15 protein-coding genes and 2 pseudogenes are annotated in these 15,814 nt (G+C 54.5%); 4 read left to right on the top strand and 13 right to left on the bottom strand.

What is annotated here, in order from left to right; genetic code table 11:
- Positions 1-150 precede the first annotated feature (150 nt).
- Genes FDY98_RS12180 through FDY98_RS12165 form a run of 4 tightly spaced genes read right to left on the bottom strand, consistent with a single transcriptional unit; the run spans position 151 to position 3,743 of the window.
- Complete coding sequence (locus FDY98_RS12180; protein WP_009287853.1) at positions 151-1,641, bottom strand: tripartite tricarboxylate transporter permease; 1,491 nt, start codon at positions 1,639-1,641, stop codon at positions 151-153.
- A 15-nt stretch (positions 1,642-1,656) separates the two neighbouring features.
- Positions 1,657-2,100, bottom strand: coding sequence for a tripartite tricarboxylate transporter TctB family protein (locus tag FDY98_RS12175; protein WP_340146523.1), 444 nt, complete (start codon positions 2,098-2,100; stop codon positions 1,657-1,659).
- Between the two features lie 22 nt (positions 2,101-2,122).
- A complete protein-coding gene (locus FDY98_RS12170) occupies positions 2,123-3,091 on the bottom strand; it encodes a Bug family tripartite tricarboxylate transporter substrate binding protein (RefSeq protein WP_155705855.1) in 969 nt (322 codons plus the stop codon).
- 55 nt (positions 3,092-3,146) lie between these two features.
- Positions 3,147-3,743, bottom strand: a complete 597-nt coding sequence (locus FDY98_RS12165; protein WP_340146889.1) for a GntR family transcriptional regulator — start codon at positions 3,741-3,743, stop codon at positions 3,147-3,149.
- A 250-nt stretch (positions 3,744-3,993) separates the two neighbouring features.
- Here FDY98_RS12165 and FDY98_RS27975 point away from each other — a divergent pair, with 250 nt between their 5' ends.
- From FDY98_RS27975 to FDY98_RS12155, 3 genes are all read left to right on the top strand, one after another.
- Positions 3,994-4,422, top strand: coding sequence for an amidohydrolase family protein (locus tag FDY98_RS27975; RefSeq protein WP_340146522.1), 429 nt, complete (start codon positions 3,994-3,996; stop codon positions 4,420-4,422).
- 185 nt (positions 4,423-4,607) lie between these two features.
- Positions 4,608-4,889, top strand: a complete 282-nt coding sequence (locus FDY98_RS27970; protein WP_340146521.1) for an amidohydrolase family protein — start codon at positions 4,608-4,610, stop codon at positions 4,887-4,889.
- 66 nt (positions 4,890-4,955) lie between these two features.
- Positions 4,956-5,243 carry a hypothetical protein gene (locus tag FDY98_RS12155; protein ID WP_027959459.1) on the top strand — a complete coding sequence of 96 codons (288 nt, stop codon included), beginning with the start codon at positions 4,956-4,958 and terminating at the stop codon, positions 5,241-5,243.
- A gap of 55 nt (positions 5,244-5,298) precedes the next feature.
- Here FDY98_RS12155 and FDY98_RS12150 read toward each other — a convergent pair.
- The 9 genes and pseudogenes from FDY98_RS12150 to FDY98_RS27950 all read right to left on the bottom strand — a co-directional run bounded on the left by FDY98_RS12150 (position 5,299) and on the right by FDY98_RS27950 (position 14,333).
- Positions 5,299-6,508 (bottom strand): annotated as a pseudogene (locus FDY98_RS12150) (toxic anion resistance protein).
- Between the two features lie 96 nt (positions 6,509-6,604).
- The gene (locus FDY98_RS12145; protein WP_027959457.1) at positions 6,605-7,546 is read right to left on the bottom strand and encodes a hypothetical protein; all 942 of its coding nucleotides are present in this window, start codon (positions 7,544-7,546) and stop codon (positions 6,605-6,607) included.
- Positions 7,547-7,713: 167 nt separating this feature from the next.
- A pseudogene (locus FDY98_RS12140) lies at positions 7,714-9,848 on the bottom strand (TRAP transporter permease).
- A 65-nt stretch (positions 9,849-9,913) separates the two neighbouring features.
- Entirely contained in the window at positions 9,914-10,750 is an 837-nt protein-coding gene (locus tag FDY98_RS12135; RefSeq protein WP_340146888.1) for a TAXI family TRAP transporter solute-binding subunit, read from the bottom strand.
- Between the two features lie 50 nt (positions 10,751-10,800).
- The gene (locus tag FDY98_RS27965) at positions 10,801-10,971 is read right to left on the bottom strand and encodes a hypothetical protein (RefSeq protein ID WP_340146520.1); all 171 of its coding nucleotides are present in this window, start codon (positions 10,969-10,971) and stop codon (positions 10,801-10,803) included.
- A 227-nt stretch (positions 10,972-11,198) separates the two neighbouring features.
- A complete protein-coding gene (locus FDY98_RS12130) occupies positions 11,199-12,581 on the bottom strand; it encodes a sigma-54-dependent transcriptional regulator (RefSeq protein WP_081742516.1) in 1,383 nt (460 codons plus the stop codon).
- A complete protein-coding gene (locus tag FDY98_RS27960; RefSeq protein ID WP_340146887.1) occupies positions 12,578-12,679 on the bottom strand; it encodes a hypothetical protein in 102 nt (33 codons plus the stop codon). The genes FDY98_RS12130 and FDY98_RS27960 overlap by 4 nt, the downstream gene beginning before the upstream one ends.
- Positions 12,680-12,705: 26 nt before the next feature.
- Positions 12,706-13,743 carry a sensor histidine kinase gene (locus tag FDY98_RS27955; RefSeq protein WP_340146519.1) on the bottom strand — a complete coding sequence of 346 codons (1,038 nt, stop codon included), beginning with the start codon at positions 13,741-13,743 and terminating at the stop codon, positions 12,706-12,708.
- Positions 13,722-14,333 carry a hypothetical protein gene (locus FDY98_RS27950; RefSeq protein WP_340146518.1) on the bottom strand — a complete coding sequence of 204 codons (612 nt, stop codon included), beginning with the start codon at positions 14,331-14,333 and terminating at the stop codon, positions 13,722-13,724. The genes FDY98_RS27955 and FDY98_RS27950 overlap by 22 nt, the downstream gene beginning before the upstream one ends.
- Before the next feature lie 302 nt (positions 14,334-14,635).
- Between FDY98_RS27950 and FDY98_RS12120 the strand changes: the two genes are divergently transcribed.
- Positions 14,636-15,709, top strand: coding sequence for an endonuclease/exonuclease/phosphatase family protein (locus tag FDY98_RS12120; RefSeq protein ID WP_155705853.1), 1,074 nt, complete (start codon positions 14,636-14,638; stop codon positions 15,707-15,709).
- The last annotated feature ends 105 nt before the right edge of the window (positions 15,710-15,814 follow it).

The following is a 15,814-nucleotide window of genomic DNA, read 5'->3' as shown; positions in this document are numbered from 1 at the left end:
TGACTACTTCGACAGTATCGATTCAGCAGCTTAGGGAGTGGCGGCGATCTGTCTATCAAGGTTTGTTGGCGCTGTTTCGGCCAGCGCCGCTGCCTGACTCCCATGCACAACCTTCGTCAATAAATCTGTGGGATTACTATCATAGCGTTGTTAATTCTGACGCCCTTTTCTTAGTATTTTCCAGGCCTGGGTGAATAACACCATCAACAGTAGTGCGATGATTCCCTGCGAAATAGGACGAGTAAATAGGGATCCCCAGTTATCCTGAGAAATCAGCATAGCCAAACGTAAGTTTTGTTCCGCCATTGGTCCTAATAGTACTCCCAGCACTACAGGCGCAAGCGGGAAGGCTAGTCGATGGAGTAAATAACCGAGCAACCCAAAGGCTAGCATTACATAGAGGTCTGTCATGTTCCCTTTGACGGTATAAACACCCACGGCCATGAGTACCAACGTCGTTGGTACCAAGAGTGCGGTGGGCATGCGCAAGACCTGAGCGAATAGGCGGGTGGCCACCATGCCGCCTAGTAACAGAAGTAGCATCGCAGTAAACAGCATTTGCCACATGAAACCGAAGACCACATCAGGCGACTTCGTAAACAGTTGTGGGCCGGGCTGAAGTCCATGAATCATCAGCGCGCCGAGCACTAAGGCAGCAACCAAATTGCCAGGAATCCCTAATGTTAGGGATGGAATCATTGCAGAAGCATTGTCGGCACTGTTACCTGATTCAGCTGCTGCAACACCCACAGGATTGCCCGTGCCGAAAGATTCGGGGTTCGTGGACTTGCGCTTCGCTTCGTTATAACTCAGCAATGCTGCCAAATTGCCACCGGCACCTGGCAAGATACCTACACTAACGCCTATCAGCGACGAGCGAGTCCAAGTACGCCAGTGCTGACGTATCAGTCCGAGTGCGTTGCCGCTAGCATCAACCTTGAAGCTTCCTGCATCATAGTAAGTCGCGTTGCTTTTCTCCGCCATCTCCAGCACTGGCGGTATCGCGTAGAGGCCGATGAGTACAATGATCAGGTCGAACCCCCCGCTTAAATAAAGCGAATCGAACGTATAGCGTTCCGCTCCACTGATTGTGTCAACGCCTACAAGGCCGATGATAACGCCCAACAGGGCGCTGAGCATGCCTTTGCTGATATCACTGCCCACCAATACGGCGATGCTTACAAGTCCGAAAACGGCTACCCAGAAATACTCGGTGGGCCCAAAGGCAAGCGTGACCTGTGCCAAAAGGGGGGCTAGCGTCATCAATGCTATGGCGCTAATAATTCCACCGATGGCGGACGACCAGCACGCAGTCTTGAGAGCCAGCCCGCCCTGGCCGTTACGTGTCATAGGGTAACCGTCGAATGTTGTCGCGATTGCAGCTGGCGTTCCTGGGATTTTTAGCAAGATGGCGGGAATAGCTCCACCGTACATTGAGCCGTTGTAGATACCTGCTACCAACCCCAGGGCAATTACAGGATCGAACCCATACGTCAGTGGGAGCATAAGAGCGATTGCCATGACTGGGTTGAGCCCAGGTAGGGCTCCGATCAAGATACCCACCAAGGTGCCGACGAAGAGGCTGACTACGGAGCCAAATTGCAAGGCCACAGGTAGTGCGTTGAACAGGGAATCAAACATATCGTATAACCCTATTTAGGAAACCAGGAAAAATTCGACGGGCAAGGGTCGTTTTAGCACCATCGCAAAAAGCCCGTATAAGAGGATGATGAAGCCCACCGTAATACCTAAAACCACGATGGGGCGCCTTTCACCCAGTACGAGAGCCAGCAGGATGAAAAGGGTGCTAGTGGAGTAGAACCCCACGGTTGGCATAGCTAGGTAATAGATCAGGCAACAGGCGACTGTCGCCATAAACCTTCCCGGATGATCGATTAAGGCGGCGGCGCTGCTCAAACCGCCATTTTGCTGCGTTTGCACCACGCCCTTAACGATCAGAGGAAGTGAGAAAAGGCACATCAGAATGCCAACTCCCATGGGCACGTAAGCGGCGCCGGCATCAAAGCCACTCCCCACCCAGACCACCGTGCAGCCAAAGATGAGGAAGGCGATGCCAGAGATAATATCTCTGAAGTTCATGAGCAAGTTACCGTCCATTCAGTCATGAATTAGTTTTTCTTAAGCCAAGCTTTTCGAGTGTCTCACCAATCGCTACGGTTTCCTGATGCAGACGCTCACGGAGCTCTTCACCACGCACGAGATTCAGCGTCTCGCCTTGAGATGTCAGGAACGCTTGGAACTCAGGATGCTCGACGGCGCTAGCTACGGCATCGGCGATAACGTTAACGCGCTGCTCATCCATACCCTCCGGTGCCAGCATCATGCGCCATAGCACGGTTTCCAGTTCAGGATGACCGAGTGCTGCTAGGCCTGATGCCTGGGGTAGTGCTTCGTTATCATCGGCTGAGGTCACGAGTAGGCACTTCGCCTTTCCATCCTCTACATAGGGAAGTGCGGGTGTGATGGAGCCACCGTAGATATCCACGTGTCCACCCAGGAAGTTTTGGAGGGTCTCACCAGCGCCGCCAAATGGAATAGGGCGGGCTTCAATGTCATAGGCTTCAAAGATACGCTCTGCTGCCAAGCGCATGGTTCCACCGACCCCGTCATTGCCATAGGTATATTGACCGGGGTTCTTTTGTAGCTCAGCAAGGAATTCCTCACCTGTTTCAGCTGGAAAGTCGGGGGCTACACACATGGTGTAGGCACTCTGCGAAGTGCTGGTGATCGGGGTCAATGTCTCGTAAGAGTACTGAACACGCTGCATGTGCGGTACGGTAGTAATAGGACTATTCCAGGTAGAAAGCAGCGTGTAGCCATCGGGCTTGGCACGGGCAATCTGGTTGACCCCAATAGCACCGCCTCCACCAGCGACATTAAGCACAGCAAGTGACTCTCCTAGCTCTTCCTGCAGGTACTGATTGAGCATGCGGGCAACGTTGTCAGTGCCGCCGCCGGCTGGTGCCGGTACGATTATTTCGATGGGACGATTCGGATAGTCGTCAGCCATGACAGGCATAGCGGTAAACGCTGATAGCGCAACTAAAGACGTAAGCTGTAATGTTTTCATTGTTAGTTACCTTTCTTTGAAATGCAGGGTGATGAGGTGTGCATTTAATGCGATCTCAAGCAGGTTGATCACCGAGCGTGACACGGTAGCGGAACCGCTCTGGCCTTCCGTGTACTCGTCGAAACTCGATGACTCTGCCTGCAGGATTACGGGCAATGCGTTGGATGGCGGCGACCGGTGCCCCAGTGGCTAGTTCTAGATGCTTTGCACTGGCCTTGGTGGCGGTGCCGAACGACAGCTCGTCGGTTGCCGACGAGATCAAAATCCCGAATTCCTCCAGAAATACGGGATACAACAAAGGGCCCATCGCTTTTGGATTCAGCGACATGAGCCCGTTGAAATCGGGTAAGCGTAGATAAATTTCTTCAAACAGCAGTGGGTCGCCTGACCAAAGGCGTACACGTTCCAGCTTTATACAGTGGCTGACTGATTCTTCGCCGAAGGCCTGCTGTACGTCGGCGGGAAGGGCGACTTCCTGATGACTGAGAATTCGACTTTCCGGAATAACGGGTACATCGGGATCTTCCACATCATGTACATGGAAAAAACGAAACAGATCGGCTCGGAAGGCGGGTTGCTTAACGAAAGTGCCGGTACCTCGCCGCCGATCCAGCAGCCCCTCATCGACCAGCTGCTTCAGGGCCATCCGCATAGTTGCTAAAGCAACGCCATACTCTTCGGCTAAACGGTTCTCGAGGGAATCATGTCGCCTGGTTTCCACTCACCATTGGCGATCCTTGAGCCTAATTGATCACGGAGTTTGGCGTACAGGGGTAATCTTCCGTCCGTATTAGCAGAGAACTTGGCTTGCATAGGGTCACCCAGTGGTTATCTTGATTTCTTGAGGTCATTGAAGACCCGTGTATACTTCCAGTCAACCAGTTCTCTAGAGAACTAGACTTATGTATAACAACTTAGGGATACGAAATCCCCAGTCAGAACGTAATGAGGTGCCAAAAGTGAAATTAGGTTTTGATTGTCATGCTCATGTCTACGGGACTGTTAAGGAAGCCAACGGGTCTAACTACAGTCCATCCCGTCCTGCACCACTTTTGGATTGGCAAGAAAACCTAGAAAACTGCAAATTAAGAGGCGGGGTACTGGTGCAACCGAGCTTTTTGGGAAACGACAATCGGCAACTGCTCGAAATTCTCTCCAGGCTTAATCATGCGTATCGAGGGGTCGTTCAGCTAGCCAAGGAGACGACGCTAGAGGAGATAGCCGTCCTTGATGCTGCAGGTATTGTAGGGGTGCGATGGAATCTCATTGAGGGGCGCAGCGCATTGCCAAACCTCAAGGATCCTCAATGGATAGACTTTCTAGATAATTAAAGCTATGGACTGGCATCTTGAGCTGCATCTGGAAGGGAACCGGTTACCTGAAATTTTTCCAGCATTACATGAGCATGGCGTGAAGTTAGTCATTGATCATATTGGGCTGCCAGTCGACGACGTTCCTATGCAAGACCCAGGCTGTCGTCTTCTGCTTGAGTCAGGACAGGCAGAACGAAACCTGGGTGAAGCTCTCAGCCCCCTATCGTTCCCCTGTGTTTGACCTCAGACCGCATGTCCAGGCATTGTTGAATCATCTTGGACGTGATCGGTTAGTGTGGGGCAGTGACTGGCCATGGACGCGCCATGAGAATAAACACACTTACCGCGATACTTACGGATGGCTCAATGACTGGGTTAGAGATGCTGATGATCGCCAGCACATTCTGATGCGAGTCCTAGAGCCCTGTTTCGCCTGGGTGATTCATAGCGAGGGTATACCAACTGCTAAGAGGGCTGACATATGACTCGGATTGGAAGCAGGGGGATATCCACTTCGAACTGGAGCCCGTTACTGAAGGGGAGATATCACAATGAGACAGCGTGACGAATTCGTTGAAGAAATGAAAGCCAGGCTCGACGAGTGGAATGCTGATATCGATAAGCTCACCGCCAAAGCTCGTCAGGCGAGCGACGAAGCGAGGGTCAAGTACCAAGAGGACATCGAGCGACTCAAGAAGCGCCAGGCGGAGACTCAGCAAAGGCTCGATGAGCTTCAGCATGCCAGCGAAGCGGCCTGGGAGACTGTCCGCCAAGGTATGGAAGACTCGTGGGAGTTGATGCGTAAAGCCTTCCGGGATGCCTCTTCTCGTTTCAAATAGCTTATTCAACTAACCTTGTTCAAATCATGCGTTTCACTTAAAAAAGCCTGAACAGTTAGCTGGGGTCGCGGCCCTCTTGTGGTTGCGATTCGCTGCCTTCTTGAAGACGCTCGATGGACGCATTTCCCTGCTTTGCCAGGGTGCCAGGCGGTCGATTTGCTCATCCAGGCGGGGTAGGGCTTCTTGCCGATAGCTTGATAGATCGTCGATGGCGCCCATCACCTCGCTGAAAGCTCCTCAAGCACTTGCATGTCGAGCATTGCGGAGGAGGCACGCTTCTGGATGTCCACGCCTTGCTGTCGCAGAGCCTTGGCAGTGCCGCCAATCATCTGCGATGTGGTCGTATTGAGGGCTTCGATACGATCCAGCACCAGGCGCTGATTAGCCATTGCCATGGCCACCGTGACCGCAACGGTGAGCGCCGACACGGTGACGTTAATGGCTCTGTCCACGCCGCGCATTAATTCCCGGTTGTTGCGGATGATCACCTCTAGCGCCAGTATACCTTGCTGACTTACCGCCAGTTGCTGCTGTAGGTCGACAATGCGCTGGCGAAGAGGAAAGAGCAGCTCTTCCTCAAGAAATTGACGCCGCGGATCATCGCCATCGCGAGCGGCTATTTCATCTTGTAGGCGGTGGTCAATCATCCGGCCCAGCGCAATTTGGCGGTTCAGCTCGCCAAGGATTTTAGTTAACGCCTGCTGGTCATCGTTCAGGGTGAGGTTGTCACGATGCAGCATGTCCCGTCCGCTTTCCAGATCCTCGATGATCGCATCCAAGGCCTGCTGGGTATTCTCGAACTTACGAAAGTAGCGCTGCAAGCGGCTATCCAAGCCGGGAATGACCGCCAGAACGCGATCCAATGTAGTCGGCGCCAGGCGATGGCGTGCAGGGTCGAGCCCTTCCATGCGCCCACGCAGATCGGTCAGTGCCTTGGCAACCGGCCCACCTTCGTCGCCTTGGTGGGCCAACTTACGCAGCGGTGTTTGCAGCATGGCGCTGCGATGGGCAGCCTGCTGCTGCAGTTCAAGGCCCATCTCATCCACGGCACGGCGCTGGCGAACTACTGACTCCTCATCACCTTCGGCGAGGATATCCTCGACAAAACGGTCGGCCATCGCCTCAAGCTCAGGGTCGATATCACGCTCATCGGGGGTTACCGATTCAGCCTGACTTGCACCCAATCGACTAGCTCCCAACTGGTCAGCGATCTCGTCCACCGGTGGCAGGGAGAGGCGTCGTTTGTCATCGGATTGCTGAGCCATAGAGATCTCCTGGGCTATAAAGCTATTAAAAATGCAATGAAATAAACGGTTTAAATACAACAGAGTGAAAATTGCACATTAGCATTGCCTGTCAGCTTAATCCTTGCGGCCATAACGATCGGCCCCTTCGACGAAGCGGCGCAGATCTTCCAGCGCTTTTTCGGTGGTGACCGACGCCTGGGGGCGAGCCGTCTCGATGCGCGCCATGGAAACAGCGGTATCGTCGAGCACGGTCAAGGCAGATTCGATGCGGGCAGAGAGCTTGTTCAGCCGGTGCTCGGTCTCCACTAGTAAATCGAGGCGGCGCACCAGGGCAGCACGCTCTTCATCGCTTAATCGTTTGCCCTCCCGCTCCAGTCGGCCTCGTACGTAATTACCGTCCACGCTAACCACACCACGTGCCTGGGAAGCCATGGTCGTCAACGTATCCACCGCGCCGAAACAGACTTGGGTGACCAAGCCTTGCGAGCGCTCGAAAGCCAGCTCGCCAGTATGGAATCGGTCGCCTAGTACGTCCATCACATGGCGGTAGCGGCTGTAGAGGCGGTCGGTCAGGATTGCTAAGTCGGGACGGTGCACATCGAGCAAGTTCTGCTTGGCCCGGCACATGGCCAAGACTAGATCGTCGGCTCCCACAGGTGGCCTTGCGGGGTCGAGCACCGACACACCCGTTTCATAGGCGTTGCGCTCCTCTTGAGCACGGCGCTGCTGTGCTGCGGCCTCTCGTTGAACCTCATGGCGACGCACGCGGCGGCGGGCCAGCCAGCCGCGTAGCGTTCGCTCGATAGGGAGCGCTACAGGAATGGCGACGATGCCTGTCAACCAGCCAAACAGGCTGGGGCTGAAACCACCCCATAGGGAGGTCAGCCACAGCAGCATGCTGATGAAGGGAACCACTAGGCAATAGCGGGCGATTACCTGGAGACGACTGGTAGTCGACACTGGAAGCGCCAGGCCAGGATTGAAGAGGCCGACCAGTAGCCAGGGCAGGCAGGTCATAAACAGGCCATAGGAAAATCCCTGCAGGAATCCCAACATAGATATGGCTATCCTTCAGTCATGGAACGCAAATATTGTGTTTAGAATAACTGAGATAGGTCGCTAAGCACCAACCAAGATGTACTCGACTCAGTTCAGTTGTACAAAAAAAGGCCGCCCCTTTGAGTAGGTGGCGGCCATTCTGTTCTTGCATTGTCTGCTATGCGTTAGGTTGTAGCAGGAACCATTTGACGGTCGCGTTTAGAGCTCCACACCAACGTGGCAACAAACAGTGCCAAGCCCAGGAAGTCCAGCAGCAAGGTTCCATGGGGCCATAGCATCAAGGCACCGATGGGGAACATAGCGAGACGAAGCCACCAGGGCAACGCGCTTTCTAAGTGGCCTTCCAGTCCCGCAATAATGGCGTAGATACCGAACAGCGCGAAGGCGAACACCACCAGCATCTCCATCGGTGTACCGGTGATCATTGGCGACCACACGAACAGTAGCGGAATAATGTAGAGGCCCTTGGCAATTTTCCAGGCGGTAAAGCCCGTGCGCATAGGCGGGGTTTTGGCGATAGCCGCCGCGGCGAAGGCGGTAAGGCATACCGGCGGCGTCACGTTAGAGTCCTGAGAGAGCCAGAAGATCACCATATGCGCCGCGACCAGCAGCATCGACAACGTATGCGATGAAAGCGCTTGCTCGTAAAGCTGCGAACGGAAGTTGTCCGGGACGACCGCCAAGAGTTCCTGGGCACTGGCGGCATCCATCGGTGCGTTCAACGCCTCTAGTGCTTCCGGAGCGGCAAGCATAAAGATCGCCCGTGCCTGCTCAGGCAGGTCACCGGCCATGATCAGCTCCAGCAGATGGCTTTCCGCCATCAAACCATAAAGCGCTGGTGCTGATAGCGTGCCCAATACGATATAAGCGGCCGTCACTGGCAGACCCATGCCTAGTACCAGGGAGGCCAATGCAATCAACACGATGGTGATTAACAGGCTACCGCCCGCCCAGTCGGCGATCATCAACGAAAAAATATTACCGATACCGGTCGTGGAGACCACGTTTACGATTAATCCGACCGTCAGCAGCAGAATCGCGGTGGAAATCATGTTCCGGGTACCCAGCACCAAGGCATCGATTATCGCCTGAAGTTTCATGGGGGTGCGTGACAGCCAGGAAGCACCCACCACGGATAAGATGGCGATACCTGCAGCGTAAGTAGGGGTGAAACCATTAACAAGCGCCGCGACCAGAATCACCAACGGTAGCAGGTAGTGCCAGCCACCCTTTAGCACGTCAATTAGTTTAGGTGCCTGTTCGGTTTCTACCTGCTGGGTACCGCTCCGTTTGGCTTCGATGCGCACGAACATGGCCACCGAGAGAAAGTACAGCAGCGCGGGAAGGGCGGCGACGCCGATGATGGTGAGATAGGACACCTGGGTATAGGAGGCCATAATAAAGGCACCCGCTCCCATCACTGGAGGCATGAGCTGACCACCGGTAGAAGCCGCCGCCTCAACACCGGCAGCGAAGCGTGGTGGAAAACTAGCCTTGCGCATCAGCGGAATGGTAATCACACCGGTAGAGACCGTATTTGCCACACTGGAACCCGAGACTGACCCCATCAGCCCGGATGCAAACACCGCGACGAAGCCTGGGCCGCCAACAAAACGACCAGCGGCACAGCGCGCCAACTCGATGATGAACTCTCCAGCACACCGGAACGTACCAGAAAGGCGCCAAAGAGAATAAACATGAAGACATAGGACCAGGAAATATTGGCTATCGAGCCTAGAATGCCATCGCCGCCGAGAAAGCTGCGAAAGAGTACGGTTTCCCAATTCAGTCCGGGGAAATTGAATACCCCACCTATATAACGCCCCCACCAGGCAACGTAGGTCAACGCAATGATACAGAGCAGCGGGATGAACCAACCTGTAGTACGGCGGGCAAATTCAAGTACCAGTGCTAAAGCGGTGATCGAAACAATCCAGTCAGCCAAGGAAAAGCGCACCCGCGGGGCGTAGAGCGCATCTTCAAAACCAATCAAATAAAACGCACAGCCCAGGGCGGCCAGGCCGAGACACACATCGACCGCAAGTAATAGTCGTTGGCCGTTAGCAGAGCGTGCTTTAAACATAGGCACGGAAAGGGCGCACAACAGACCGAACATGCCGAAGTGAAGGGCGCTGACCCAGACCTCTGAGATTGTGCCCAGGGTATTGAAATAGATATGCGACAGGGCAACGACGATGGCGAGTAGGCTCAGAATCCGGCCAAGCCAAGGGTGTTCGAGGCGCTCCGCCGCATCGCTTGCGGATTCGTCGCGCACCGTATCAGGTGTCGAATGGCTCATGGTGTACCTCATGGAACACGGTAAGGCATAGAAAGGACATCCACCCGAACTGTGCCGGGCGGATACTAGGCGGGGGAGGCATTAGCCTTCGAGAAGATGCTCGGGTATTCCATGCCCTGCTCCTGGAAATAGCGTGCAGCACCGGGATGCAGGGGCATCGGCAGGCCATCCAGGGCTTTTTCGAGTGTCATATCGCGCGTCGCTGGGTGAATGTTATTCAGGAACGGCAGGTTCTCAAACATTGCCTTGGTGATCTGATACACGTGCTCTTCCGGAACATCGGCGTTGACCACCAGAATGTTGGGCTGAGAAATAGTGTTGATCGGCGCTTCCTGGCCGGGATAGGTGTCGGCGGGAATGTCGAAAGCGCTCCACACCGGATATTGGCCGTTGATTCGCTCAAGCTGCTCTGCGGTCACATTCAGCGTGGTAATGTCACCACCCATGTTGGCGTAAGCACTGGTCACCGCGGAAGCCGGCACGCCCGCCGGTATGTTCATGCCGTCTATATTGCCGTTCTGCATAGAATCAGCGCTGGCGCTGTAACCCAGGTAGGCGATATTCATCTGCTCCGGATCAATTTCCAGACCGGCAAGAATTTGCCGACCGGAGCCTTCGGTGCCGGAATTGCGTGCGCCGATGGAGAAGCCGCGCCCATATAGCTGGGCCAGATCGTCAATAGTACCGGTTTCGACAAGCTCGTCGCGCATCACGAAGTGTTCGACGTTCTGCCATAGCATGGAGATTGAGCGTACGTTGTCGTAGGCCTTAGGTACCGGGCCTTCACCTGACCAAGCCCAGGCGCCGTAAAGCGCTTGTAGAATGCCGAGTTGGGCTTGGCTGTCGTCCATCAGGCGCAGGTTTTCGGCCGAACCAGCCGAGCTGATGGCGGAAACAGAGATGCCATGGGTGGGCTCTAGCTTGACGCGTACCAGGGTGGAGAGCGCTACGCCTACCGGTAGAAAGTCCCGCCGGTGGTCGCGGTGCCCATGATGTACTGGCCGCCTTGATCACTCTCCTGAGCGATAGCAGCGGAGGTGCTGACCCCGATTGCTGCGGCGGTAGCAAGGCACAATGTGGTTTTGAGAATAGGTGTGGTTTTGAGAAATTGACGTTTCAGCATGGAGTTGCTCCTGGCTTATTGGAATTATGGGAGTAATCGCTACTCCGTTTCCCCATAGAGCGAGAAGCTAGCCAACTTTAAATAACCAGATATTAATCAAATGTTTGCATGTTTTCGTATTCGACGAAAGGCGAAGCTGGCGGCGCGGCTATCGGCCATTTGTTGCCGATGGTTTTCGCCATCATCGGCAACAAATGGCCGATGAATAAAGCCTTCCTAAATGATGTCTAGGGAACGAGAAAATCTTCACGGCGCAACTGATGGCGCTGCATCTTCTGGTTGAGCGTGCGGCGGGGCAGGTCAAGCTCTTCCAGTACCGCTTGAATATTACCGGCATGGCGCTTTAGCGACTCTTTCAGAACCGTGGCTTCGAATGCTTCCATGCGCGCCGAAAGGGCACTGGCTTGGTATAGCGGCACACTCGACGTTTGCCAGGGCAGATCCAGTCCCAAAATAAAGCGTGTCGCAATATTGCGCAGTTCGCGCAGGTTTCCCGGCCAACGGTGATTACCCAGGGCGGCAAGTAGCTCCGTTGTAGGCTCGAGGAGAGGCCTTTCATGAACCTCGGCGGCTTGGTGACAGAAGTGGCGAAACAGTAAGGGAATATCTTCGCGCCGCTCACGCAAGGGGGGAATCGCCAGCTCGGCAATCGCCAAGCGATAATAGAGATCCTCTCGAAAACTGCCCTCAGCGACCATCTCTAATAAGTTTTCTTTACTTGCCGCCACGACGCGAAGCTGCAGGTGAATCACCTGATTGCTACCCAGACGAGTGATTTCGCCTTCCTGTAGCGCACGCAACAGCTTGACCTGTGCAGATAGCGGCAGTGACTCAATTTCATCCAGGAACAGGGTGCCGTGGCTAGCGGCTTCCAGACGCCCGATGCGCTGCTCTCCGGCCCCGGTAAAGGCGCCTTTCTCATGCCCGAAAAGCTCCGACTCGATCAACTCGCTGTTCATTGCACCGCAGTTCAAAGCCACGAAAGCGCCTTGATTGCCGGTACCGAAATCGTGGAGAGCTCGGGCCACGACCTCTTTGCCGCTACCAGTTTCGCCATTGATAACTATGTTGGCGCGGCTGGCGGCCAGGTTTTCCACTTGGCGTCGTAGCTCCTGCATCAGCGCAGAGTCGCCGAGCAGCCGAGTGTTCAAATAGTTATGCCGCAGTGCCTGCTGCAACTGCAAATTTTCCAGCGCCAGGGCGCGATGCTCCAGCGCTCGACGCGCGCACTCTTCCAAGCGCTCAGGATCGAAGGGCTTTTGTACAAAATCCCAAGCCCCCTGCTGAATTGCGGCCACCGCCATGGGCACGTCACCGTGGCCCGTAATCAGAATCACAGGCGGCGGCGTGTCGAGTTCTTGCACAGCGGCAAACAGGGCCAGGCCATCCATCTCCGGCATCTTGATGTCACTGATCAATACGCCGCACTGCTGATCATCTTGAAGTGCCTTAAGCGCTTCGCGGGCACGGGAAAACGCTCGCACCGCTAGTCCTGATACTTCCAGCCATTGACTAAGCGAATCGCGTACATCTGCTTCGTCTTCCACCAACCAAACCGATAGCGTGGCGGCTGGTATGCGAGAGAAGGCGTTAGAAGATGGTTGTGTCATGACGGAGTCTCCTCTCCATGCGGTAACGCCAATCGAAACCAAGCCCCTCCAGTAGGTTGATTGCCAGCGCTAAGCTTGCCGCCAAGATCCTGAACAATACCGTAGCTGATAAACAGTCCCAGCCCTAAACCTTCCCTACTGGCTTGGTGGTGAAGAAAGGGTCAAACATGTGCTCGATAACCTCTGGGGGCAAACCCGGGCCGTTATCATGAATGGTCAAAATTACTTGCGTCGGGATTATTTCGGCGTGAAGGTAAATCACGCCGTCAGGCGTTTCGTTTAAGGCATCTAAAGCATTCCCAAGCAGATTGGTAAGTAGCTGCTCAAGGCGGACTTCATCTCCGCGTACCAGCAGTGGCTGCTGCCAGGCGCCGTTACGCTCCAGGCGTACTTTTTGTTGCTGAAAGCGTTCCTCGAGTAGCTCAAGCACGAAGTTCAGGCTGGCTTGAAGATCGACACTCTCCAGGCTGCCCCCTTTGCGGGCGAAGAGTTTGAGTTGTTCGATCAGCCGAGCCAGGCGCTTGCTCAATACCTGAATGCGTTGAAAGTTATCACTAGCCATTTCCTGACGACCCATCGCCAGCAGCCGTTTGCCGTTGGCAGCATAGGTACGTATGCCGGACAGTGGCTGGTTCAGCTCATGGGCGATACCTGCCGCCATGGTGCCCAAGGCGGCCAATTTACCTGCCTGAACCAGCTCGGTCTGGGCATCTTCCAATGCCCGGGTACGCTCCTGGACGCGCTCTTCCAGGCGTATATTGGTTTGCTGGATAATCTGCGCCTGAGCATCGCGCATGCGGTGGCGTTTTTGTCGTTCTCGTAGCCACAGGCCGAGTAACAGTAAAGCGGAAAGTGTTATCAGACCGGCCAAAAGCATGTTGCGGGCACTGGTATAAAGCGGCTGCACTGGGCTCAGGTAATGCATCGACCAGCCAAGCGTGGAAAGCGATGAGGAGGTGATCAGAAAACGCTCGTCTTCTCCTTGAGCCTCCATTACCAGGGTGTCGTCAGGAAGGCGGCGCCCCAATAGGGGGAGCGGTTCATCAAGAAATTGGCGTTGGGCATTAATCTGCTCTAAGGCGGCGTCAGAAAGTTGATCGATGTGCCCAAAACGCCACTGCTCGCGGCTGGAAAGGATAACTACGCCGTTGGCATCTGACAATATGACGTTTTCATTTGCTCGGCGCCAATCTTCCTGGAGCGCCTCCAGAGAGACCTTGACCGCAAGCACTCCTGCGGTGGCAGTGTCTGAAAAAGTGACGGCGTAAGAGTTGAAGTAACCTGGCTGTCCAGTAGTGCTGCCAACCGCAAAAAATTCACCGCTACCATCCTCCATAGCATCGAAAAAATAGGGTCGGAAGTGATAATGTGGCCGATGAAGCTTTGCTCGAGTTCGTAGTTGCTGCTGGCCAGCGTGACCCCTTGGTCATTCATGAGAAAGATCGTTTCGGCGCCGGAGCGTTCGGCCACCAAGGCCAGATGCTGGTTAGCCTGCGTCAGAAATATATCATTGGGTTCGCGAAGCGCTGCATGAATTAAAGGGTGTTGGGCGAGTAGCCCGGGCAGGTAGGTAAAACGCTCTAGCGCCCCTTGCAGGCTGCTCGTGTAGAGCGCCAAGCGATTTTCAGCGTGACGATGTGAATCGGCTTGGACTTGGCTGTATTGCCAATACCATAACCACCACAGACCCAAAAACACCAGCGCTGTCAGCGTTGGCAGAACCAGGGCACGTAGCAAGGTTTTCCTCGTCACTATGCTTACCTCAAAGGTCGAATCTATGCAGGCTGGTGAGCTTATCACCTGGGCGTGATCAGTCCCATTTTCGGTATGCGTTTTTCCGGGCTCTATCGATGTGATGATCGCTTTACCACTATGGCGGGATACGGTTTGCAGAGGGCATGCAGCTATCCAGAGAGGGGTATGCTTAAATCGTCACAATATCCGCGGCAATCTAGGCCGGTATAACCGGGATTCTCCCGGTTACCGTTGTCGCGTTTGAGAGGTTTCATGTTGTTAAAACTCCTCTCTGGGTTATCCGGTTGTTGGTGCTCTTAATGGTAGTGGTGGCCTTGCTGCCATTAATATCCAGCGGTCAGTGGTGGATCAGGCTGTGGGATTTTCCACGACTGCAGCTAACGGGCGCGTTGGTCTTACCACTACTGCTGCTAGGCGTGCACGCTTGGCTAAAGCGCCCAACAAAAGAGCACGCCGTGTGGGGAGTGGTCATCCTTGCAGTGGGAGGGTGGCACTTAACGCACATCCTGCCATTTACATCCGTTTGGTCGACCGAGGTGCCCACCGCTGAGGTTCAACCCGGCGAAAACCAGACGACGTTAAAAGTGCTAACGGCAAATGTTGACTACAAAAATGATCAGTACGCTGAGGTAGTGGCAATGGTTCAGCGCGAGGATCCCGATTTACTACTGCTAATCGAAGTTAATAGCGCTTGGGCTGATGGGCTAGCGCCACTTAATGAGGAGTACGCCCATAGAGTAGGGGAGGTGCGCGATGAGGGCCTTGGGATAGTGCTATGGTCACGGATTCCGCTGCTGGAGCAGGAGGTTGAATATTTGGTCTCTGAGCGTCGGCCTTCCATTTTCGCAACGATTGATGCGCCAGACATCGGGCCAGTGCGCTTCGTTGGCGCCCATCCGGTTCCGCCAGGTCTGCAGGAACGAACCGTCAGCAACGAGGACGAACGACGGGACAGCCGAGAACGCGATGCAGAGCTCATGCTTATTGCTCGTCATGTGGAAAAAGACCCAGACAACCGCTGGATCGTCACCGGTGACTTTAATGACGTTGCGTGGTCTGACACCACCAAGCTTTTCGCTGACTTGAGTGATCTCAAAGATCCCCGCCGTGGCCGGCGATTGCTCAGCACCTACCATGCGGAATACCCATGGTGGCGATACCCAATTGACCATCTTTTCGTTTCTGACGGTTTTCATCTTATTGATATCGACATAGTGAAGGTGCAAGGCTCTGACCACTTTGGCCTCTCTACCACGCTTACCGTTGGTCGCAAAGATCAAGGAAGGCCTGAAGCTTCCGCAGAAGAGGAGCAGGAGGCCGAAGAGATGGTCGAGGAGGGAGCTGAAGACGCTGCAGAACATGATGGTGGTTAATCGATGACGCGGTAATAAAGGCTCGACCTTCTGAATTTTTTCAATGCATAGGGTTGCTGTTGATCAGCTGCGTTTTAAAAATTATCCCCATCTATCGGTGAGATA

The organism is Halomonas sp. PA16-9, assembly GCF_009728585.1.
GTDB lineage: Bacteria > Pseudomonadota > Gammaproteobacteria > Pseudomonadales > Halomonadaceae > Vreelandella > Vreelandella titanicae.
Note: the sequence above shows the minus strand (reverse complement) of the source record. Positions and strands in the feature narration are given on the sequence as shown.

Coding starts and splice junctions, on each gene's coding strand:
- FDY98_RS12180 (WP_009287853.1), bottom strand. CDS start 1,641: ATGTTTGATTCCCTGTTCAACGCACTACCTGTGGCCTTGCAATTTGGC.
- FDY98_RS12175 (WP_340146523.1), bottom strand. CDS start 2,100: ATGAACTTCAGAGATATTATCTCTGGCATCGCCTTCCTCATCTTTGGC.
- FDY98_RS12170 (WP_155705855.1), bottom strand. CDS start 3,091: ATGAAAACATTACAGCTTACGTCTTTAGTTGCGCTATCAGCGTTTACC.
- FDY98_RS12165 (WP_340146889.1), bottom strand. CDS start 3,743: ATGCGGATGGCCCTGAAGCAGCTGGTCGATGAGGGGCTGCTGGATCGG.
- FDY98_RS27975 (WP_340146522.1), top strand. CDS start 3,994: ATGTATAACAACTTAGGGATACGAAATCCCCAGTCAGAACGTAATGAG.
- FDY98_RS12155 (WP_027959459.1), top strand. CDS start 4,956: ATGAGACAGCGTGACGAATTCGTTGAAGAAATGAAAGCCAGGCTCGAC.
- FDY98_RS12145 (WP_027959457.1), bottom strand. CDS start 7,546: ATGTTGGGATTCCTGCAGGGATTTTCCTATGGCCTGTTTATGACCTGC.
- FDY98_RS27965 (WP_340146520.1), bottom strand. CDS start 10,971: ATGCTGAAACGTCAATTTCTCAAAACCACACCTATTCTCAAAACCACA.
- FDY98_RS12130 (WP_081742516.1), bottom strand. CDS start 12,581: ATGACACAACCATCTTCTAACGCCTTCTCTCGCATACCAGCCGCCACG.
- FDY98_RS12120 (WP_155705853.1), top strand. CDS start 14,636: ATGGTAGTGGTGGCCTTGCTGCCATTAATATCCAGCGGTCAGTGGTGG.